Below are 20,308 nucleotides of genomic sequence, written 5' to 3'. Positions count from 1 at the left end.
GGGCCGGCACCGAGCCGCTTTTGTCACGAGGATGTCTGCATATAACGGAGACCCGATGGCCGATATTGCGCGCCTGACACAAGTGATCGAACCCGAGGCCGAAGCGCTCGGCTTCGAACTCGTGCGCGTGAAGATGACGGGTTCGGGCGACGAGCGCACCTTGCAGGTAATGGCCGAAGACCCGCAAACCGGGCAGCTGGTCGTCGAGCAATGCGCCCAGCTGTCGCGCGCCATTTCCGACCGCGTGGATGCGCTGGAGGAAGAAGGCGTCGAACTGGTGGAAGGGGCCTACAACCTCGAAGTCAGCAGCCCCGGCATCGACCGTCCGCTGACCCGCGCCAAGGATTACGCCAATTGGGCAGGGCACGAGGCGAAGATTTCGCTCATCGAGAAAGTTGACGGGCACCGCCAGCTGACCGGCGAACTGGTCGGCATCGAAGGCGATATCGTCACCATTGAGGACAAGCAGGCCGGCAGGATTGCCGTGCCGCTTTCCAAGGTCCACTCGGCGCAGCTGATCCTGACGGACAGGCTGATTGCTGCTACACAGCCGCTCGATCTATCGGGCGTCGAAGATATTGAAGAACTCGAACAGGAAGAAGAGGTCAACGACTGATGGCCAGTCCCATTTCCGCCAATAAGGCAGAACTGCTTGCAATCGCCACTGCGGTCGCATCGGAAAAGATGATCGACAAGGGCATCGTGATCGAAGCCCTCGAAGAAGCGATCCAGAAGGCCGCGCGTGCGCGTTTCGGCCAGGAAAACGATATCCGTGCCAAGCTGGACCCGCAGACCGGCGACCTGCGCCTGTGGCGCGTTGTCGAAGTGGTCGAGGACGTCGAAGACTATTTCAAGCAGGTCGACCTGGCGCAGGCCGAAAAGCTGGAGCCCGGCAGCAAGGTAGGCGATTTCATCGTCGACCCGCTGCCCGCCATGGACGACCTTGGCCGCATCGACGCGCAGAGCGCCAAGCAGGTGATCTTCCAGAAGGTCCGCGATGCAGAGCGTGAGCGCCAGTTCGAGGAATTCAAGGACCGCGCGGGCGAAGTCATCACCGGCGTGATCAAGTCGGTCGAATTCGGCCATGTGATCGTCAATCTGGGCCGTGCCGAAGGTGTGATCCGCCGCGACCAGCAGATCCCGCGCGAAGCTGCCCGTGTGGGCGAGCGTGTGCGTGCTCTCATCAGCAAGGTGGAGCGCAACAATCGCGGCCCGCAGATCTTCCTCAGCCGCGCGCATCCCGATTTCATGCGCAAGCTGTTCGCGCAGGAAGTGCCGGAGATTTACGACGGCATCATCGAGATCAAGGCCGCTGCGCGCGATCCGGGCAGCCGCGCCAAAATCGGCGTCATCAGCCACGATTCCAGTATCGATCCCGTCGGCGCCTGCGTCGGCATGAAGGGCAGCCGCGTGCAGGCCGTGGTGCAGGAATTGCAGGGCGAGAAGATCGACATCATTCCGTGGTCGGAAGATACGGCCACCTTCATCGTCAATGCGCTCCAGCCCGCCACCGTATCGCGCGTGGTGCTGGACGAGGATGAAAGCCGCATCGAAGTCGTCGTGCCCGATGACCAGCTGTCGCTCGCCATCGGTCGCCGCGGCCAGAATGTGCGCCTCGCCAGCCAGCTGACCGACAGCCAGATCGACATCATGACCGAGGAAGAAGCCTCGGAAAAGCGCAGCGCGGAATTCGCCATGCGCTCAAAAATGTTCGAAGACGAACTGGACGTGGACGAGACGCTCTCGCAGCTGCTGGTGGCCGAAGGCTTCGCAGAGCTGGAAGAAGTCGCCTATGTGCAGCTGGAAGAACTCGCCACGATCGAAGGGTTCGACGAGGAGCTGGCAGAGGAATTGCAGAGCCGCGCGCAGGAAGCGCTGGAACGGCAGGAAGCCGCTTTCCGCGAACAGCGCCGCGAGCTTGGCGTGGAAGATGCGCTGGCCGATATCCCGCATCTGACCGAGCAGATGCTCGTCGTGCTGGGCAAGGCCGGCATCAAGGAACTGGACGATCTGGCCGATCTCGCCACGGACGAGCTGATCGCCAAGAAGCGCGAAGCACCGCGTCGCCGCAATAACGATGCCGCTGGCGGACCGCCCGTGCGTCGCCCGCAGCGCGAGCAGGACAAGGGCGGCGTTCTTGGCGCCTTCGGCCTGAGCGAAGAGCAGGGCAACGAGATCATCATGGCCGCCCGCGCGCACTGGTTCGAGGACGAAGAAGAGGCAGCGCCTGCTGCCGATACTTCCGAGTCCCAAGCAGAGGAGGCCGCCGATGCGGAATCCTCCACATGACCCATTAGGTTCGCCTGAAACCGAGGGCGCTGCCTCCCCGCGCGATGCGGGGAGCGAGCGGCGCTGTGTGCTCACCGGCCGTAATGCGGCGAGGGACGAACTAGTACGCCTGGCCGTCTCTCCCGATGGCGATGTGCTGCCCGATGCCAATGCCAAGGCGCCGGGTCGCGGTGCGTGGATCGGCGTGTCGCGGCAGGAGCTGGAGGACGCGATTGCCAGCGGCAGGCTGAAAGGCGCGCTATCCCGCGCCTTCAAGACCGGCGCGCTTGCAATACCCGCCGATTTGCCTGTTCGCCTTGCCGGTGCGCTGGAAAAGGCGTTGCTGGACAGGCTGGGTCTCGAAATGCGCAGCGGACGCCTTATCTTGGGGTCTGACAGGATCGCCAACGATGCCCGCATGGGCAAGGTGGCGGCGCTTTATCATGCAGCCGATGCGAAAGAGGACGGGCGGCGAAAGCTGGACCAGGCCTGGCGCGTCGGGCTGGATGAGGAAGGGTCCGGACGCCACGGCGAGACCCTGCCACTGGACCGGCAGGCCCTGTCTGTGGCATTGGGCCGCGAAAATGTCGTCCACCTGGCGCTCGCCGATGCGAAATCGGCGCAGCGGGTATCGGTCCCGCTGGCGCGCTTGCAGATGTATTTGGGGGCCGGTGAAGCGGCTCCGTCACTAAGCCCGCCGGCTGGCGAATAGCGCAGCCGACAAGGCCTTGCGTGACTGTTTGATTTTGAAGGATTAGTACGAGCATATGAGCGAAGAAAACGACACTCCGAAGCGCACCCGCAAGCCGCTTGGCCTGAAGCGTTCGGTCGATGGTGGGGAGGTCAAGCAGACCTTCAGCCATGGCCGCACGAACAAGGTCGCGGTCGAGGTGAAGCGTCGTCGCAAGCTCGTGAAGCCGGGCGAAGCGCCGCCGCCTCCGCCCCCTCCGCCTCCGCCTCCTCCGCCCGCTGCAGAGGAGCCGAAGGCCAAGCCTGCGCCTGCCAAGAAGGCCGCCCCTGCGGGCGAAACCCCGCAGGAAAAGGTCGCTCGTCTCCAGCGCGAGGCAGAGGAAGACCGGCTGCGCCAGGCAGAGGAAGCGCGCAAGCGCGAGGAAGAGCAGGCCAAGAAGGCTGCCGAGGACGAGAAGAAGCGCGCCGAGGATAACGCCAAGGCGAGGGAAGAAGCCGAAAAGCAGGCGGAAGCCGACGCCAAGGCTGCGGCGGAAACCGAGCAGGGTGCCGATGAAGCGCCGCCCGAAGGCGCTGCTGCCGACGATACGCCGTCGCGCCCTGCCGCGCGCAAGTTCACGCCTGTCGCCCGTCCGGAAATCAAGCGTCCGGAAAAGAAGAAGGAAGAGAAGAAGCCTTCGCGGCCCGAGCGTGGCGGCGACAAGCGTCGCGGCAAGCTGACGGTCAACAAGGCGCTGAACGAGGATGAGGGCCGCCGTGCCCGCAGCCTCGCCGCGCTCAAGCGTGCGCGCGAGAAAGAGCGCCGCGCACAGGGCGGCGGCTCCAGCCAGCCGCGCGAAAAGCAGGTTCGCGACGTGGTCGTGCCCGAAGCCATCACGGTTGGCGAACTGGCAAAGCGCATGGGCGAAAAGGGCGCCGACCTGGTGAAGGAGCTGTTCAATCTGGACATGCCCGTCACCGTCAACCAGACGATCGACCAGGACACGGCAGAGCTGCTGGTCGAGCAGTTCGGCCATAAGATCCAGAAGGTGTCCGAAGCCGATGTCGATATCGTATCGACCGAGGACGACGATCCCGCAGAGACGCAAAAACCGCGTCCGCCGGTCGTGGCAGTCATGGGCCATGTCGATCACGGCAAGACCAGCCTGCTCGATGCGCTGCGCAAGACCAATGTGACGCGCGGCGAAGCGGGCGGCATCACCCAGCATATCGGCGCCTACCAAGTGACCGCGAAGGACAAGTCGAAGATTACCTTCCTCGATACGCCGGGCCACGCCGCCTTCACCGAAATGCGCGCGCGCGGTGCCAATGTCACCGATATCGTGGTGCTGGTGGTGGCTGCCGACGATGGCATCATGCCGCAGACGATCGAGGCTATCAATCACGCCAAATCGGCCAATGTCCCGCTGATCGTGGCGATCAACAAGATCGACAAGCCTGAGGCCGACGCCAACAACGTCCGCACCCGCCTGCTGGAACACGAGGTGATCGTGGAAGAGATGTCGGGCGATGTGCTGGATGCGGAAGTCTCCGCCAAGACCGGCGCGGGGCTCGACGAACTGATCGAGAAAATCCACCTGCAGGCGGAATTGCTGGAGCTGAAGGCGCGGCCGGACCGCGATGCCGAGGCGACCGTGGTGGAAGCACAGCTCGACAAGGGCCGCGGCCCCGTCGCCACCGTGCTGATCAATCGCGGCACGCTGAAGCGCGGCGATACCTTCGTGGTGGGCACCGAAAGCGGCCGCGTGCGCGCACTGGTGAACGACCAGGGCAAGCAGGTGAAGGAAGCCGGGCCATCGGTGCCGGTGGAAGTCCTTGGCCTAGGCGGCGTACCGTCAGCTGGCGAGAAGCTGACCGTTGTCGAAAACGAACAGCGCGCCCGTGAAGTCGCCCAATACCGTCAGGAAAAGGCGACCGAAAAGCGCACTGCGCTGGCGCCGACCAGCTTCGATACGATGTTCAACACCGCCAAGGTGATCGAATATCCTGTTGTGGTGAAGGCCGACGTTCAGGGCTCTGTGGAAGCGATCAACTCCGCGCTGCACAATCTTTCCAATGACGACATCAAGGTTCGCATCCTGCATGCGGGCGTGGGTGCCATCACGGAAAGCGACGTGACACTGGCGGCGGCGAGCAAGGCGCCGATCATCGGCTTCAACGTGCGCCCCAATGCCAAGGCTCGCGACCTGGTGAAGCGCGACGGCGTGCGGATGATGTATCACGATGTGATCTATCACCTGACCGACGAGATCACGAAGGAACTGCTGGGCGAGCTTGGCCCGCTCAAGGTCGAGAACGTGGTCGGCCGCGCCGAGGTGAAAGAGGTGTTCAAGTCAGGCAAGAAGGACAAGGCGGCCGGTCTGCTGGTGGAGGAAGGCGTTATCCGCAAGGGTCTGCACGCTCGCCTCACCCGCGAAGACGTTATCGTGTCGGCCACCACCATCGCTTCGCTGCGCCGCTTCAAGGACGATGTGGACGAGGTCCGCGCGGGTCTGGAATGCGGTGTGGTCCTTGAGGACACCAACGACATCAAGCCGGGCGACCAGCTTGAAGTGTTCGAGGTGAACGAGGAAGAGCGCACGCTTTGATCTAGGCTCCCCTCCCGCTCGCGGGAGGGGAGGAGTTTGTGACCATGACCGACCAATCCGCCCCCGTCCTCCAATGGCCCTCGGCAAAGCTGATGGGCGCGACTTTCGTCTCCATGGATGAGGACACGAAGACTGTGGAGATGGCGTTCACCCCGCCGGAGAGCTTCGCGAACATGCGCGGCTGCGTGCAGGGCGGGCTGATTGCAGGCTTCATGGACGAGGCGATGGGCGCGGCGGTCTATCTGGGCACGGGCGGCAAGCTGCAACTCTCGCTCGACATCAATCTGTCGCTGCTACGCCCCGTCGCGATGAAGCCGCTGACCGTGAAAGCGCGCCCGGTGAAGGCCGGTCGGCGCATTTCCTTCGTTGAGGCGGAAATGTTCGATAATGACGGCAAGCTGTGCGCGCGTGCCACCGCCACCGCGATGGCGACCGAATGGCCGTCTGCCAGCGTGCCCAAGAACACGGGTGCAGCCTGATGGCTCGCCACTCCAAACCCGAAGACCAGTCCGTCCGCCTGCTGAAAGTGGGTGAGCGCGTGCGCCATATCCTGTCAGAATTGCTGGCCCGGGGCGAGGCGCATGACGATACGCTGCGCGCCTCCAACATCTCTGTCACGGAAGTTCGCATGTCACCCGACCTGCGCAATGCGAAGGTCTATGTGAAGCCGCTGCTGGGTGAGGACGAGGATGTGATCGTCAAGGCTCTGCGAACCAACACTGCTTTTTTCCAGCGTGAAGTCGCCCAGCGCCTCGGCCTCAAATTCGCGCCGAAGTTGCAATTTCGCAGCGACGAGAGTTTCGACGAAGCAAGCCGGATCGACCAGTTGCTGGATGATCCCAAAGTGCGGCGCGATCTGGACGGGGAATAACCCGACCTCCCAAATTGCCGTCACCCTGAACTTCTTTCAGGGTCCATTTCTCCACCTGCGATTTGGTCGCGGGCTGGTGGATGGATGCTGAAACAAGTTCAGCATGACGGGTCGGGAAGGGGCCTCATGGCCAAACTCTATTTCTACTATGCCAGCATGAATGCGGGCAAATCGACCACGCTGCTGCAGGCGGATTTCAATTATCGCGAGCGCGGCATGGACACCATGCTGTGGACCGCCGCGATCGACACGCGCGCCGATGCCGCCATCGCCAGCCGTATCGGGCTGGAAGCGGACGCGCACCGCTATACGCCCGGCACCAATATCCACACCGCCGTCATGCAGCGCGAAGGCGGCAAGCCTGCCTGCGTGCTGCTGGACGAAGCGCAATTCCTCACCGCCGCGCAGGCATGGCAATGCGCGCGGCTGGCCGATGCCGAGAATATCCCGGTGCTGTGCTACGGCCTGCGCACCGATTTTCGAGGAGATCTCTTCCCCGGCTCGGCAGTGCTGCTGGGCATTGCCGATGCGCTGGTGGAGCTGAAAGCGGTCTGCCATTGCGGGCGAAAGGCGACGATGAACTTGCGCGTTACCGAAAGCGGCGAGGCTGTGGGCGAGGGCAGGCAAACCGAGATCGGCGGGAATGAACGCTATGTCGCGCTGTGTCGGCGGCATTTTGCGGAGGAGTTGGGGCTGTATCGGTAGGTTTCTTACGTCGGCCCGGACTTGATCCGGGCCAAGGCTTTCTATGGCTGGACGCGGTGAAGCAAAAGAAGCCCGGGCCCGGATCAAGTCCGGGCCGACGATGATTAAAACACCCCAACCTCAAGTCCCGCAGCCAGCATCGCGCCCATCTCGCGCGCCTTCGCCAGCGCATCCTCGCCGATAGTTTTCTCCGCCATGATCGCCTCCGGCGTCTGCGCATCGACATTGACGATTCTGGTGTCCGCCACGCGTTTCAGCCGCCAGCCGGTCGCGATCCGCTCAAGCTGCTTCTGCGCGTTCGTGCCATCCGATCCGGCGCAGATCATCGCCGCATAGGGTCGCCCCTCGATGCGGCCCAGCAAGGGATAATAGGTGCGGTCGAAAAACAGCTTCATCCCGCCTGCAATCGCCGCGAGGTTTTCAGGGCAAACGAAGATGTAGCCATCCGCCGCCAGCACATCGTCCGCCTCCGCTTTCAGCGCGGGCAGAAACCGCACATCCACACCGCCGGCATCCAGCGCGCCGTCACGCGCGGCCTCCGCCAGCTGGCGGCTGCCACCCGTCGCGCTGTACCAGATGATGGCGAGTGTCTTAGGCACGAAGGCTTCGTCCTTTCCTACAAGCCGGGCACGCCACCATGGTCGCGCCAGCTCTTTCCCATCCTTAGCATATTGGCTGTTTTTCTCCGGCAAAGTGTCAACTTCGCCGCGAGTGGCAAGACCCAAGCGTTTCCACGCCTCAGAGAAGGAAAAGGCGGATCGTCACGATGTCAGCTTTGTCAACTTTGCGCCGCCGCGGGCAAGGCATCGAGGAACACATTGACGCCCGGCCCCAGCGGCAGGTCGAACACCACCCAGGTGATCGTGATCGCCAGCCCGGCGGTCATGATACCGAAGAAATACGGCATCATTAGCGCGGTCAGGCTACCGAGCCCGAACTCCTTCACCCAGCGCTGGCAGAAGATCAGCACGAGCGGGAAGTAGACCATCAGCGGCGTGATGATGTTGGTCGCGCTGTCGCCCACGCGGTAGGCGGCGGTCGTCATTTCCGGCGATACGCCCACCAGCATCAGCATGGGCACCAGGACCGGTGCCATCACCGCCCATTTGGCCGATGCCGAGCCGACCAGCAGGTTCAGCGCCGCGCCGAACAGCACGATGGCGACCAGCATGGCCCACATCGGCAGGCCGCTGGCTTTCAGCGCATCGGCCCCGTCCACCGCCAGCACGATGCCCATGTTCGACCATGCGAACATCGCTACGAAATGCGCCGCCACGAATGTCAGCACGAGGTAATAGGCCATGTCCTTCATCGCCTCGCTCATCATCGCGATCAAGTCGCGATGCCCGCCGATCGTGCCCGCCGCGCGGCCGAAGGCGTAACCGGGCAGCAGGAAGATGAGGAGGAAGAAGGGCAGCAGGCTCTGGTAGAATGGCGTCAGGCGACCGGCTGGTGGGGCATCGGGATCGACCAGCGGCTGTATCGGCCCGAGCACGAGGAACGCCCACAGCGCGACCAGCGCCAGCGCCACCAGCCCGGCATTGCGCAGGCCGCGCTTTTCGCCCGGCGACAGCGGCTTGCCGACATCGTCATCATCCGCTGCCGCGCTGGCGGTGGCAGCATCGTACCGGCCAAGGCGCGGCTCCACCACGCGGTCGGTCACGAACCAGATCACCGGCAGGTAAGCCAGCGTCATCGCGGCGATGAAGTACCAATTGCCCGCAATATTGACCGTGTAGGCGCCGAACACGGTTTGCACCGCTTCCTCGGTAATGCCCAGCAGCAGCGCATCGAGCTGGCCAGGCAGCAGGTTGGCGCTGAACGCGCCCGAAACGCTGGCAAAAGCGACGCCAATGCCCACCAGCGGATGGCGTCCGGCGGCATGGTAGATGATGCCCGCCAGCGGGATCATCACGACGAAAGCGGCATCGGCTGCGTGGTTGGCCATCATGCAGGCGAGCGCCACGCTGGGCGTCAGCCAGAAGCGCGATGCGCGCGCGACGCTCGCCTGCATGGCGGCTGTGAACAGGCCGGAGCGCTCCGCCACGCCGGCGCCCAGCATCACGGTCAGCACCATGCCGAGCGGCGCGAAGTGGGTGAACGTTTCGGGGACCGATGTGAAAAGCTGGCGAAGGTTGGCTTCGCTCAGCAGGCTCTCGACCGTGACGATGCGGAAGGTGCCGGTGTCGGGATCGATCTCCGCCGGATGCGCGGCGGACCATCCGGCAAGGCTGGCGACCACCGACAGCGCAATCAACACCGCGATGAAATAGACGAACAGCAGCACCGGATCGGGCAAGCGGTTGCCCGTACGCTCTATCCAGCCGAGGAAGCCGGATTGTGTCGCTGCCGGCGCGCTGCCTGCCGCCATTCCGCCCTCTCCGCTGCGCCTTACTGCATCGCCGGAGCGATCGCAGTCCCGGCATCGGGTAGCACATATTCGACCGGCGCATCCGGCCCCAGCGGGATGCCGAGATAGAACCACGCCACGATCAAGATAACGCCGGAAACCAGCAGCCAGATCGAGTAGGGAATCATCATCGCGGTGAGGCTACCGAGGCCGAAATCCTTCTTCCAGCGCTGCGCGAAGACGAGGATCAGTGGGAAATACACCATCAGCGGGGTGATGATGTTGGTCGCACTGTCGCCCACGCGGTAGGCAGCCGTCGCGCCTTCGGGGCTGATGCCCAGCAGCATCAGCATCGGCACGAGGATGGGAGCGAGCAATGCCCATTTGGCGCTCGCCGAACCGATGAAGAGGTTGAGCAGCGCGGCAAACAGCACCATCAGACCGATCACAAGCGGTAGCGGCAGGCCGGTGGAGCGGATCGCGTCGGCACCATGCACGGCGGAGATCAGGCCGAGGTTCGACCACTCGAACATCTCCACGAAATGCGCCGCAGCGAAGGCGAGGACGAGGTAATAGCCCATATCCTTCATGCTTTCCGCCATCATGTTCACCAGGTCGCGGTGATTGTTGATGGTACCCGCCGCCTTGCCATAGGCCCAGCCGGTGGCAAGGAAGAGGATGAAGAAAGCCGCGACGAGCGAGCGGTAGAACGGATCGAGCTCGGTATGGATCGAGCAATCGACCACTCTCGCGCCGGTTTCCGTTAGGCAGGCCTGCTCGTCGATCAGCGGCGTACCGGGCGCAAACACCATTAGCGCCCACAGGGCCACTACGCCGAGCGCGGCAAGGCCCGCCCAGCGCAGGCCCTTTGCAGCTTTCGGGCCGGTATGTTCTTCCGGATCGGGGCTGGAGCCTTCGGCCAGCTCCACATCGCCGCCTGTTGCCGCTGCGCCGCCTTTCCACGCGCCAAGACGCGGTTCGATAACCCTGTCGGTCACGTACCAGATGATTGGCAGGTAGATGAACGTCATCACGGCGATGAAATACCAGTTGCCTGCGATATTGGTGGTGAAGGCCGGGTCCAGCGAGCTGGCCTGCACTGCCTCTTCGGTGATGCCGAACAGCAGCGCGTCGAGCTGGCCGGGAGAGATATTGGCAGAGAAGCCGCCCGAGACACCGGCAAACGCTGCGGCAATCCCGGCCAGCGGATGGCGACCGGCAGCAGCGAACAGGATGCCCGCCAGCGGGATCAGCACGACATAGCCTGCATCCGCCGCATGGTTGCCGAGCATGGCGACCAGCGCCACCACCGGGGTCAGCAGTATGGTCGGCGCCTTGCGCACCGCAGCAGACATGCCGGCGGCAAAAAAGCCGGACCGTTCCGCAACGCCTGCGCCCAGCATCACCACCAGCACATAACCCAGCGGATGGAAGTGGGTGAAGGTCGTGGGCATCTGCACCCACAGGCGCTGGATGTTCTCAGGCGAGAGCAGGCTTGCCGCCTGGATGACGGAAGCCTCGCCCGTCGTCTCATCGATGGTCGTGGGGTGCTGCGCGGAAAGCCCGGCAAGCTCGCTGATGACCGAGATCGCGACCAGCGCGATGATGAGATAGAAGAAGATGAACACCGGATCGGGCAGCCTGTTGCCGGTCCGCTCTACCCAGCCGAGAAAGCCCTTTTGCGGTGCGGCAGTGCCGGCGCTGGCGTTTGCATCGCTCATTTACAAAACCCCTGGTCCCAAATCTGACTTTCGTTGCGCGTAGCATGCTAAACGAAGCGGGTCTTTACCCTTGGTGAACCCATCCCCATCTTGCCTGTCATGACGGACCATACGCCGCCGCACGGGTGGATCATTCTGGACAAGCCCGTGGGCCTCGGCTCGACGCAAGCGGTGGCGGCCGTGAAACGCAATCTGCGCGAAGGCGGCTATCCGAAAGTTAAAGTGGGCCATGGCGGCACGCTGGACCCCGCAGCAGAAGGCGTTCTGCCCATCGCGCTGGGCGAAGCGACGAAATTGTCGAGCCGCATGCTGGACAGCGACAAGGTGTACGAGTTCACCATCCAGTTCGGCGAGGAGACAGACACGCTGGATGCAGAAGGCGATGTCGTGGCACGCAGCGACCGCCGCCCGCCGCGTGCTGCCATTGCCGCGATCTGCGAACACTTCACGGGCGAGATCGACCAGGTCCCGCCGAAATATTCCGCGCTGAAGGTGGACGGCAAGCGGGCCTATGACCTGGCGCGGGCCGGGGAAGAGGTCGAGCTGAAAACGCGGCGGGTGACTGTGCGTGAGCTTCACCCCGTTCGTCCTGAGCTTGTCGAAGGGCGAAATAGCGGGGCTGATGAAGATCGTACTTCGGAGTCGAAGACGGCGCATCGCGCCACCGGCTCAGCACGAACGGACTTTCAGTCCGTGGACAGCGCCTTCCAGACCACCGCAGGTCGCCCCGACCCTTACGACCCGCAGGCACCACTGGAATTGGCGGACACCGCGACGCTCGTCGCTCATGTCAGCAAGGGCACATATATCCGCTCTCTAGCACGGGATATCGCGCATGCCCTTGGCACGCTGGGGCACGTTATCTATCTGCGCCGCATCAAGGCTGGCCCGTTCACGCAGGAACAGGCGATTTCGCTAGACAATCTCAACGAAATCGGTAAGGGCGCAGCGCTTCAAGACTATATCCTGCCGCTGGAGGCAGGGCTGGACGGTATCCCGGCCCTCTCTCTCGATCCGGAAAGTGCGCAGGCGGCCAGACAAGGCCGGGTCGTTTCCGGATTGCCCCATCCCGACGGGCTGTACTTTGCGAAGCTGGGCGATGTTCCGGTAGCGCTGGTGGAACTCGAAGGGGGCACGATGAAAGTCGTTCGGGGGTTCAACGTCTAACACGATACTGCGAAGGAAATACAATGTCGGTAGCTGCCGAACGCAAGACTGAAATCATCAAGGACAACGCTGTAGGCAAGGGCGACACCGGTTCTCCGGAAGTTCAGGTCGCCATCCTCACCGAGCGTATCCGCAACCTGACCGAGCACTTCAAGGACCACCACAAGGATAACCATTCGCGTCGTGGCCTGCTCAAGATGGTCAACAAGCGTCGCAGCTTGCTGGCCTATCTGAAGAAGAAGGATTTGGAGCGTTACAACGCCCTGATCCAGAAGCTGGGTCTTCGTAAATGACGTGAACGTTCGGCCCGCCACTGGCGGGCCGTTTACGTTTTGCGTCATCCTGGACTTGTTTCAGGATCCATCTCGCAAGCAGCGCAGTTGGAAAATGGATCCCGGATCAAGTCCGGGATGACGAAATTGAGGATGACGCTCGTAATTCGACGGGCATCGCCTTGGGGCCAATCTGGGCTCCGTACCGGACCGGGCCGGCTCACCCGGACAATGTAGGCCCCGCGCTGCAATGTGGCACGCGGGTCATGAAGGAAAACTATGTTCGACAAGAAAACCGTATCGATCGAGTGGGGCGGAAAGACCCTCACCCTCGAAACCGGCCAGATCGCCCGTCAGGCAGACGGCGCCGTTCTGGCAACCTATGGCGAAACCGTGGTGCTGTGCGCCGTGACCGCCGCGAAGAGTGTGAAGGAAGGGCAGGATTTCTTCCCGCTGACCGTTCACTACCAGGAAAAATTCTCCGCCGCGGGCCGTATCCCCGGCGGCTTCTTCAAGCGCGAAGGCCGCGCGACGGAGAAGGAAACGCTGACCTCCCGCCTGATGGATCGCCCTGTGCGTCCGCTCTTCCCGGAAGGTTTCTACAACGAGATCAACGTGATCGCGCAGGTTCTCTCCTATGACGGCGAGACCGAGCCAGACATCGTCGCCATGATTGCAGCCTCTGCTGCGCTGACCATTTCCGGCCTGCCGTTCATGGGCCCGATCGGCGCAGCGCGCGTCGGCTTTGTCGACGGCGACTATGTGCTGAACCCCAGCGTCAACACGATCTTCGACGAAGGCCGCCTGGACCTGGTCGTCGCGGCGACGAACGACGCCGTGATGATGGTCGAATCCGAAGCCAAGGAACTGACCGAAGAGGAAATGCTTGGCGCTGTCATGTTCGCGCATGAGGAAAGCCGCAAGGTCATCGGTGCGATCATCGAGCTTGCCGAACAGGCCGCCAAGGACCCGTGGGAACTCGACAAGGTGGAAGACAAGTCCGCCACGCTCGAGGAACTGCGCGGCGTGATCGGTGACGATCTGGCTGCAGCCTACAAGATCACCGACAAGTCGGCCCGTCAGGATGCGGTGAACGCAGCCCGTGAAAAGGCGCGAGACCACTACGCCGATCTCTCCGAGAGCGATCCGGCGGAATATATGGGCCGCCTGAAGCTGGTGAAGAAGCTGGAAAGCGACATCGTGCGCAAAGCGATCCTGAAGGACGGCCAGCGCATCGACGGCCGCAAGACCGACCAGGTCCGCCCGATCGAGGCGATGGTTGGCCTGCTGCCCCGCACGCATGGTTCGGCCCTGTTCACGCGCGGTGAAACGCAGGCAATCTGCACTACCACGCTGGGCACCAAGGATGCCGAGCAGATGATCGACGGGTTGGAAGGCCTCTCCTACAACCACTTCATGCTGCACTATAACTTCCCGCCCTATTCGGTCGGCGAAGTGGGCCGCTTCGGTTTCACCAGCCGTCGCGAGACGGGCCATGGCAAGCTTGCATGGCGCGCGCTGCACCCCGTGCTGCCGACCCATGAGGATTTCCCTTACACCATCCGCATCCTGTCCGACATCACCGAGTCCAACGGCTCGAGCTCGATGGCGACTGTTTGCGGCGGCTGTCTGTCGATGATGGATGCAGGCGTTCCGATCGAGCGTCCGGTGTCCGGCATCGCCATGGGCCTGATCCTCGAAGGCGACGATTTCACCGTGCTGTCCGACATCCTGGGTGATGAAGATCACCTTGGCGACATGGACTTCAAGGTGGCCGGATCGGAGAAAGGTATCACCTCGCTCCAGATGGACATCAAGGTGGCCGGTATCACCAAGGAAATCATGGAAACCGCGCTGGAGCAGGCCAAGGCCGGCCGCGCGCATATCCTTGGTGAAATGACCAAGGCGCTTTCGGGTGCTCGCGGTGAAGTGTCCAAGCACGCTCCGCGCATCGAGACGATGCAGATCGACAAGTCGAAGATCCGCGACGTAATCGGCACGGGCGGCAAGGTGATCCGCGAGATCGTGGCCGAAACCGGCGCCAAGGTCGATATCGACGATGAAGGCACGATCAAGATCAGCTCTTCCAATGCAGACGAGATCGCTGCCGCGAAGGCATGGATCGAAGGCATTGTGGAAGAGGCCGAAGTCGGCAAGATCTACAACGGCAAGGTCGTCAACATCGTGGACTTCGGCGCTTTCGTGAACTTCATGGGCGGCAAGGACGGTCTCGTCCACGTGTCCGAAATGAAGAACGAGCGTGTCGAGAAGCCGACCGACGTTGTGTCTGAAGGGCAGGACGTGAAGGTCAAGGTTCTCGAGATTGACCAGCGCGGCAAGGTCCGCCTGTCGATGCGCGTCGTCGATCAGGAAACCGGCGAAGAGCTGGAAGACACCCGCCCACCGCGTGAAAAGCGTGAAGGCGGCGGCGGCCGCGGCGGCGATCGTCGTGGCCCGCGTGGCGGCGGCGGTGGCCGTGGCGGCGACCGTGGTGGACGCGGCCCGCGTCGTGACCGCGATGGCGGCGGCGACAATGGCGGGAACAAAGGCGGTGGCGACGACCACATGCCCGCCTTCCTGAAGGACGATTGATCCTTCTAAATTGAACACCGGAAAGGGCCGCGAGCGATCGCGGCCCTTTTCATTTGCGCAGACGCGGTGCATGGCGGGACATGGTCAAAATCCCCGAGCTCGCCGTTGGGTGGCGCGAATATGTCGATCTTCCCGATCTCGGCCTCAGCCGCTTGCCGGCCAAGATCGATACCGGTGCGCGCACATCATCGCTCCATGCCGAAGTGCTGGAAGAGTTCGAACGTGACGGAGAGCGGTTCGTGCGCTTCGCCGTTGATTTCGAACGCCCGCATGTGCGCCAGATTTGCGAGGCGGTGCATGTCGACTTGCGGGGTATCACCAGTTCCAATGGCGAGACGCAGAAACGCTATGTCGTGAAGACGCCCCTGAGGATCGGTGATGTGCAGTTTCGTGCCGAATTCTCTCTTGCTGACAGGTCCGCGATGAAGTTTCCGATGCTGATCGGGCGTTCTGCCCTCAGGCGGCGCTTCGTCGTCGACTCCGGCCATTCCTGGCTCCAGTCGAAGGGCGTGCGCCCGGTCGAAGGCCACAAACCATGAAAGTTGCCCCATGAAAATCGCGATGCTTGCCCGCAATCCGAACCTCTATTCGCACAAGCGGCTGGTGGAGGCGGCCGAGGAGCGCGGTCATACGCTCGACATTCTCAATACCACCCGCTGTACGGTGAATATCGCCAGCCATCGGCCGACGATCACTTACAATGGCGAGACGATTTCAGGCTATGACGCAGTGATCCCCCGCATCGGCGCGTCGATCACCAATTACGGCCTTGCCGTGCTGCGCCAGTTCGAGATGGCGGGCGTATGGCCGCTGAACGAAAGCGTCGCCATCGGGCGCAGCCGCGACAAGCTGCGCTCCATGCAGATCATGTCGAAATATGGTCTCGGCCTGCCGCTGACAGCCTATGCCAACGATCCCAAGCAGGCCGAGGAGATCATTAAGGCCGTGAACGGTCCGCCGGTCGTCATCAAACTGCTGGAAGGCACGCAGGGCATCGGCGTGGTGCTGGCCGAGACGATGAGCGGCGCGAAGTCCGTCATCGAGGCGTTCCGCGGCGCGAATGTGAACATCCTGGTGCAGGAATTCATCAAGGAAGCGGGCGGCACCGATATCCGTGCGCTGGTGGTGGGCGGCAAGGTCGTCGCCGCCATGAAACGCACAGGCGCGGCGGACGATTTCCGCTCCAACCTTCACCGCGGCGGCAGCGCGCAGGTCATCAAGATCACGCCGGAAGAACGCTCCACCGCCGTGCGAGCGGCCAAGCATATGGGCCTGAATGTCTGCGGCGTGGATATGCTCCGGTCCAATCACGGGCCGGTCATCATGGAGGTCAATTCCTCGCCAGGTCTCGAAGGGATCGAGAAGGCGACGGAAAAGGATGTGGCCGGCCTCATAATCGATTTCGTCGTCGCTCACGCAAGACCGGGTAAGACGAAGACACGCGGTCAGGGTTGACCCGGATGCTGCCCCGTGAAGAGATAGCGACCGCCCAAATACCCGGCGGCGACACACTGACGCTCGTCAGCCACGGGCGCGATTTCATCATCATGCTGGGCCGTGACGAGCTGATGGGCACGCGCATGCAGTTCAGCGAAGAGCAGCTGGCCGTGCTGACGCTGGAGCGCGTGACCGCCGCGGCGCCGCGCGTGCTGATCGGCGGGTATGGAATGGGCTTTACCTATCGCGCAACACTCTCCGCCCTGCCGGAAGCCGGAAAGGTTGTGGTCGCCGAGGTGGTGCCCGAGATACTCGATTGGGCGAAAGGTCCGCTTGCGCATCTTACAGGCGAAAGCCTTTCCGATCCGCGCGGGGAAATCGTGCTGGCCGATGTCGCGGCGCTGGTGGACGATGCGGTCGACGGCACGACGCCGCGCTTCGATGCCATCCTGATGGATGTCGACAACGGCCCCGATGGCATTGTGCGCGATGGAAATGAGAGGCTTTACACCCGCACCGGCATCGCCCGGATGCGCGATGCTCTTAACCCCGGCGGCGTGCTGGCAATATGGTCTGCGGCGGACGATCACAAGTTCACCCGGCGGCTGAAAGACAGCGGCATGGATGTGCGCGTGGAAACCGTGCGTGCCCGGCCCAACAATAAGGGTCCGCGTCACACCATCTGGTTCGCAATGCGGACGCGGTAGCAGGGCTGTAGGTGCCTATCCGCGCTGGATGCGCAGCTTGCCGGTAAAGTCCGCCTTGCCGATGCCGAGGCCCTTCGCCCGCAACAGCGCATAAGCCGTCGTTGCATGGAAGAAGAAGTTCGGCTGGCTGAAGCTTAGCAGGAAATCCTCTGCCTTGAACGGTAACCGGATGTCGCGCTGTTCGAACACGAACAGCATGTCATTGCCGATAAAGCTGTCGACCTCCCCTTTCGAGAGGGCACGCAGCGTGTTTTCCGCCGCCCCGAGATTGAGGCGCATCTTCTCCAGCTCGGTCGCGGCGGGTTCCAGATCGGGCGAGAACACGCCTTTTCGCACACCTTCCACCGCACCGACCGAATGGCTGACGAGGCTTTTAATTTGGAACGCGAAAGGCAGCATGTCGTCCGTCAACCGCGCTTCCACGATTTCGCTTTCGGAATGGCTGGATTCCTTGGCTTTCTCGATCCAGGCCTGCGCCGCCTGTAGCATCTGGATCTGTGTCGGAATCACGGCTTCGTAGAGGGAAAAGGACATAAAGGCGTGGCTCCGATTAAGAAAAATTAGTTGCTGATGGTGCTGGCAGCGAAAGGGCATGCTGGCAAGGTAAGCGCATACGAAAAGCCCGCCGATCCGGGATGGATGGCGGGCCAATCATGGCAATCGTGTTAGCGAACCCGTGGTCCGCCAAACGGTAGCGGGGGAGGGGGACGGCGCGCACCGCGCGGCAGCTGTGCCTGATAGGCCCTGCCGCAATGCTCCACGCAATAGGGGAAGCCGGGGTTCACCTTCTCGCCGCAGAAATGGAAGTCAGGTTCTCCCGGATGCCCCATCGGCCAGCGGCAGACGCGGTCATTGAGATCGAGAAGGCTGGTTTTGTCGGCAATATCGGGGCTGGGCTTTGCCGGCACCAGTCGACGCGGCGGCGCCGGCGGGATCGGTGCCTGCTGGTCGCCCGGGCCCTGTCGCAGGAAGCCGCCGGGACCGTAGGAGACGATCTTGGGCAAGTCGTCCTGCTTGTTCGGCAGCGGCTGGCTGTTCGCCTGCGGTGCGGCAGGCCTGGCCTCGGCTGGCGCCGGAGCAGGCTTCGGCGCCGCGACCGGCGTAGCCGCTTTCTTCTTCGGCGCAGACTTCGCCGCAGGTGCCTTCACCGCGGCCTTTTTCTTCGGCGCGGCTTTATTCTTCTTCTCTCCGGCCTTGACCGGGCTGGGGCGCGCCTTGAGGCCGAGGCGGTGCGCCTTGCCGATCACCGCATTGCGCGAAACACCGCCCAGTTCGGTGGCAATCTCGCTCGCGGTGCTGCCGCCCTCCCACATCTTCGTGAGGGTGGCGATGCGATCTTCGGTCCAGCTCATATTGCGCGCAAAATCCCGTTCGTGTTCATGCTCGCCCGACACCTTGCCAAGCAGGCAGTGTCCAGATAGTCGCGCCCCCATGGCCGATCAAGCACCTGCTGCCGCTTCCACGAGCGCGAACACGCCCGAGTTTGTCGACACCGGCAGCAATTCCGGTCGCAAGTTCGCGCCGAAGGGAGAGCCCCAGATCACCGGCATCAACCGGATCGGGCTGTGGAGCCTCTATATTAAGGAAATCCGCCGCTTCCTCAAGGTGCAGACGCAAACAGTCTGGGCACCGGCGGTCACGACGCTGCTGTTTCTGGTAATCTTCACCGTGGCGCTGGGGCGCTCGGGGCGCGAAGTGCTGGGCGTTCCGTTCGGCACTTTCGTTGCGCCGGGCCTCATCATGATGGGCATGATGCAGAATGCATTCGCCAATTCGAGCTTCAGCCTGCTGTCGGGCAAGCTGCAAGGCACCATAATCGACCTGCTGATGCCGCCGCTTTCAGAAGCGGAACTGATGATCGGGATCGTGATGGCGGCGATCACGCGCGCCGTGATGGTGGGCGGGGCGGTGGCACTGGCCATGTGGCTCTATCCCGGTGTCGAATTGCAGGCGGCGCATCCCTGGGCGATCGTGTGGTTCGGGCTGATGGGGTCTGCCATGCTGGCGCTGGCGGGCCTGCTGACCAGTGTGTGGGCGGAAAAGTTCGATCACAATGCCGCCATTACCAATTTCGTCGTCGCGCCGCTCAGCCTGCTATCGGGCACGTTTTACGTCATTTCCAACCTTTCGCCCTTTTTCCAGGCGATCAGCATGGCAAACCCGTTCTTTTACATGATCTCCGGCTTCCGCTTCGGCTTCCTCGGCGAAAGCGATATCGGAAACACCAATGCCGACGTGGTGAGCGCGGCCATCGGCGTGGGCGTGTTGAACCTGGTGCTGGGCGTGATCGTCTACCGCGTGCTGAAAAGCGGCTGGAAGATCAAGAGCTGAGGGCCGGGATGCGCTGCAGCCGCTCCCGCATTTCGCGCACGGCGTCCTCTGCCTGCATCACGCTTTCGATATCGCCGATCACGAAACGGTCGATCTGGTGATCGCCGTCTGACCCCCGATGGGAGCCGACTCTGACCATCAGTGTGCCGCTGCCATCGCGGCTTTCGATCCGATGCAGATCGGTGGCATTTTTGCCGTCCGCCGACTTGGTGGTCAGCCGGCGGCCAAGCCTGAGTTCGATCATCCGCTTGTCGGTAACGGCAAACACAGTGTTTCGGGCAGTGTATAGCGGCAGGAAAGGCGCTGCCAGCATGCCCAGTCCGACCAGGATGAAAGGCACGCCGAACAGCGGAAAGGCATAGCCGAGCCACCCACCTTCCTCGGTCATGCCGTCCACTCCGGCGAAGGCCATCGCTGTCCAGAAAAGAGCGAACGCTGTCCATGGAACGGCGAACAGATAGATGCCGAAATCCATCCATTTGGTGCGCGGTATGGCGCGGCCTTTCCACAAGACCTGCTCACCGCGATGCAATTCGCGCTGCAAGGCGATTTCCAGCGGATCGTTATAAGGCGTGCGCCATTGGCTCATGGCGTCGGTTTATCACCAAA

Annotated in this window: 20 protein-coding genes; 14 read left to right on the top strand and 6 right to left on the bottom strand. The window is 62.8% G+C overall.

Annotation, left to right across the window (positions count from 1 at the left end; translation table 11 throughout):
• Nucleotides 1–55: 55 nt before the first annotated feature.
• From rimP to BMF35_RS00455, 7 genes are all read left to right on the top strand, one after another.
• A complete protein-coding gene (rimP, locus tag BMF35_RS00485) occupies nt 56–616 on the top strand; it encodes a ribosome maturation protein RimP (RefSeq protein WP_047006231.1) in 561 nt (186 codons plus the stop codon).
• On the top strand, nt 616–2,289 hold the full coding sequence (gene nusA, locus BMF35_RS00480) for a transcription termination factor NusA (RefSeq protein WP_047006230.1): 1,674 nt from the start codon (nt 616–618) through the stop codon (nt 2,287–2,289). Before rimP ends, nusA begins: the two co-directional genes overlap by 1 nt.
• Complete coding sequence (locus BMF35_RS00475) at nt 2,270–2,980, top strand: DUF448 domain-containing protein (RefSeq protein WP_047006229.1); 711 nt, start codon at nt 2,270–2,272, stop codon at nt 2,978–2,980. Before nusA ends, BMF35_RS00475 begins: the two co-directional genes overlap by 20 nt.
• A 55-nt stretch (nt 2,981–3,035) precedes the next feature.
• On the top strand, nt 3,036–5,546 hold the full coding sequence (infB, locus tag BMF35_RS00470; protein WP_047006228.1) for a translation initiation factor IF-2: 2,511 nt from the start codon (nt 3,036–3,038) through the stop codon (nt 5,544–5,546).
• 44 nt (nt 5,547–5,590) lie between these two features.
• On the top strand, nt 5,591–6,025 hold the full coding sequence (locus tag BMF35_RS00465; protein ID WP_047006227.1) for a PaaI family thioesterase: 435 nt from the start codon (nt 5,591–5,593) through the stop codon (nt 6,023–6,025).
• Complete coding sequence (gene rbfA / locus BMF35_RS00460) at nt 6,025–6,417, top strand: 30S ribosome-binding factor RbfA (RefSeq protein ID WP_047006226.1); 393 nt, start codon at nt 6,025–6,027, stop codon at nt 6,415–6,417. The genes BMF35_RS00465 and rbfA overlap by 1 nt, the downstream gene beginning before the upstream one ends.
• A gap of 126 nt (nt 6,418–6,543) precedes the next feature.
• Nucleotides 6,544–7,122 (top strand): thymidine kinase, encoded by a 579-nt coding sequence (locus BMF35_RS00455; RefSeq protein WP_047006225.1) that lies wholly within the window; start codon nt 6,544–6,546, stop codon nt 7,120–7,122.
• Between the two features lie 104 nt (nt 7,123–7,226).
• Here the strand turns inward: BMF35_RS00455 and BMF35_RS00450 are convergent, their stop codons facing one another.
• The 3 genes from BMF35_RS00450 to BMF35_RS00440 all read right to left on the bottom strand — a co-directional run bounded on the left by BMF35_RS00450 (nt 7,227) and on the right by BMF35_RS00440 (nt 11,193).
• Nucleotides 7,227–7,721 (bottom strand): flavodoxin family protein, encoded by a 495-nt coding sequence (locus tag BMF35_RS00450; protein ID WP_052765992.1) that lies wholly within the window; start codon nt 7,719–7,721, stop codon nt 7,227–7,229.
• Between the two features lie 179 nt (nt 7,722–7,900).
• Nucleotides 7,901–9,493, bottom strand: coding sequence for an AbgT family transporter (locus BMF35_RS00445; protein WP_047006224.1), 1,593 nt, complete (start codon nt 9,491–9,493; stop codon nt 7,901–7,903).
• A 20-nt stretch (nt 9,494–9,513) separates the two neighbouring features.
• Nucleotides 9,514–11,193 carry an AbgT family transporter gene (locus BMF35_RS00440; RefSeq protein ID WP_047006223.1) on the bottom strand — a complete coding sequence of 560 codons (1,680 nt, stop codon included), beginning with the start codon at nt 11,191–11,193 and terminating at the stop codon, nt 9,514–9,516.
• Nucleotides 11,194–11,292: 99 nt separating this feature from the next.
• Between BMF35_RS00440 and truB the strand changes: the two genes are divergently transcribed.
• The 6 genes from truB (at nt 11,293) to BMF35_RS00410 (ending at nt 17,368) form a co-directional block, all read left to right on the top strand.
• The gene (gene truB / locus BMF35_RS00435; protein WP_047006222.1) at nt 11,293–12,360 is read left to right on the top strand and encodes a tRNA pseudouridine(55) synthase TruB; all 1,068 of its coding nucleotides are present in this window, start codon (nt 11,293–11,295) and stop codon (nt 12,358–12,360) included.
• 23 nt (nt 12,361–12,383) lie between these two features.
• Nucleotides 12,384–12,653, top strand: a complete 270-nt coding sequence (gene rpsO / locus BMF35_RS00430) for a 30S ribosomal protein S15 (RefSeq protein ID WP_047006221.1) — start codon at nt 12,384–12,386, stop codon at nt 12,651–12,653.
• 258 nt (nt 12,654–12,911) lie between these two features.
• A complete protein-coding gene (gene pnp, locus BMF35_RS00425) occupies nt 12,912–15,224 on the top strand; it encodes a polyribonucleotide nucleotidyltransferase (protein ID WP_047006220.1) in 2,313 nt (770 codons plus the stop codon).
• 80 nt (nt 15,225–15,304) lie between these two features.
• Nucleotides 15,305–15,763: an ATP-dependent zinc protease family protein gene (locus BMF35_RS00420; RefSeq protein ID WP_047006219.1), complete on the top strand. Its 459-nt coding sequence runs from the start codon at nt 15,305–15,307 to the stop codon at nt 15,761–15,763.
• A 10-nt stretch (nt 15,764–15,773) separates the two neighbouring features.
• The gene (gene rimK / locus BMF35_RS00415) at nt 15,774–16,679 is read left to right on the top strand and encodes a 30S ribosomal protein S6--L-glutamate ligase (RefSeq protein WP_047006218.1); all 906 of its coding nucleotides are present in this window, start codon (nt 15,774–15,776) and stop codon (nt 16,677–16,679) included.
• A 5-nt stretch (nt 16,680–16,684) separates the two neighbouring features.
• Nucleotides 16,685–17,368 (top strand): spermine/spermidine synthase domain-containing protein, encoded by a 684-nt coding sequence (locus BMF35_RS00410; RefSeq protein ID WP_047006217.1) that lies wholly within the window; start codon nt 16,685–16,687, stop codon nt 17,366–17,368.
• A 15-nt stretch (nt 17,369–17,383) separates the two neighbouring features.
• Here BMF35_RS00410 and BMF35_RS00405 read toward each other — a convergent pair whose 3' ends face one another.
• Both BMF35_RS00405 and BMF35_RS00400 read right to left on the bottom strand, forming a co-directional pair.
• On the bottom strand, nt 17,384–17,902 hold the full coding sequence (locus BMF35_RS00405) for a DUF1993 family protein (RefSeq protein WP_047006216.1): 519 nt from the start codon (nt 17,900–17,902) through the stop codon (nt 17,384–17,386).
• A 131-nt stretch (nt 17,903–18,033) separates the two neighbouring features.
• Nucleotides 18,034–18,720 (bottom strand): GcrA family cell cycle regulator, encoded by a 687-nt coding sequence (locus tag BMF35_RS00400; protein ID WP_047006599.1) that lies wholly within the window; start codon nt 18,718–18,720, stop codon nt 18,034–18,036.
• 79 nt (nt 18,721–18,799) lie between these two features.
• On the opposite strand from BMF35_RS00400, the gene BMF35_RS00395 reads away from it, so the two are divergent.
• Nucleotides 18,800–19,699, top strand: coding sequence for an ABC transporter permease (locus tag BMF35_RS00395; protein ID WP_071961142.1), 900 nt, complete (start codon nt 18,800–18,802; stop codon nt 19,697–19,699).
• Here the strand turns inward: BMF35_RS00395 and BMF35_RS00390 are convergent.
• Nucleotides 19,689–20,288 (bottom strand): hypothetical protein, encoded by a 600-nt coding sequence (locus tag BMF35_RS00390; protein WP_047006215.1) that lies wholly within the window; start codon nt 20,286–20,288, stop codon nt 19,689–19,691. The two genes, BMF35_RS00395 and BMF35_RS00390, sit on opposite strands and share 11 nt — an antisense overlap.
• Nucleotides 20,289–20,308 lie beyond the last annotated feature (20 nt).

The organism is Aurantiacibacter gangjinensis, from assembly GCF_001886695.1.
GTDB lineage: Bacteria > Pseudomonadota > Alphaproteobacteria > Sphingomonadales > Sphingomonadaceae > Alteraurantiacibacter > Alteraurantiacibacter gangjinensis.
This window is presented reverse-complemented; position numbering and strand designations above follow the sequence as displayed.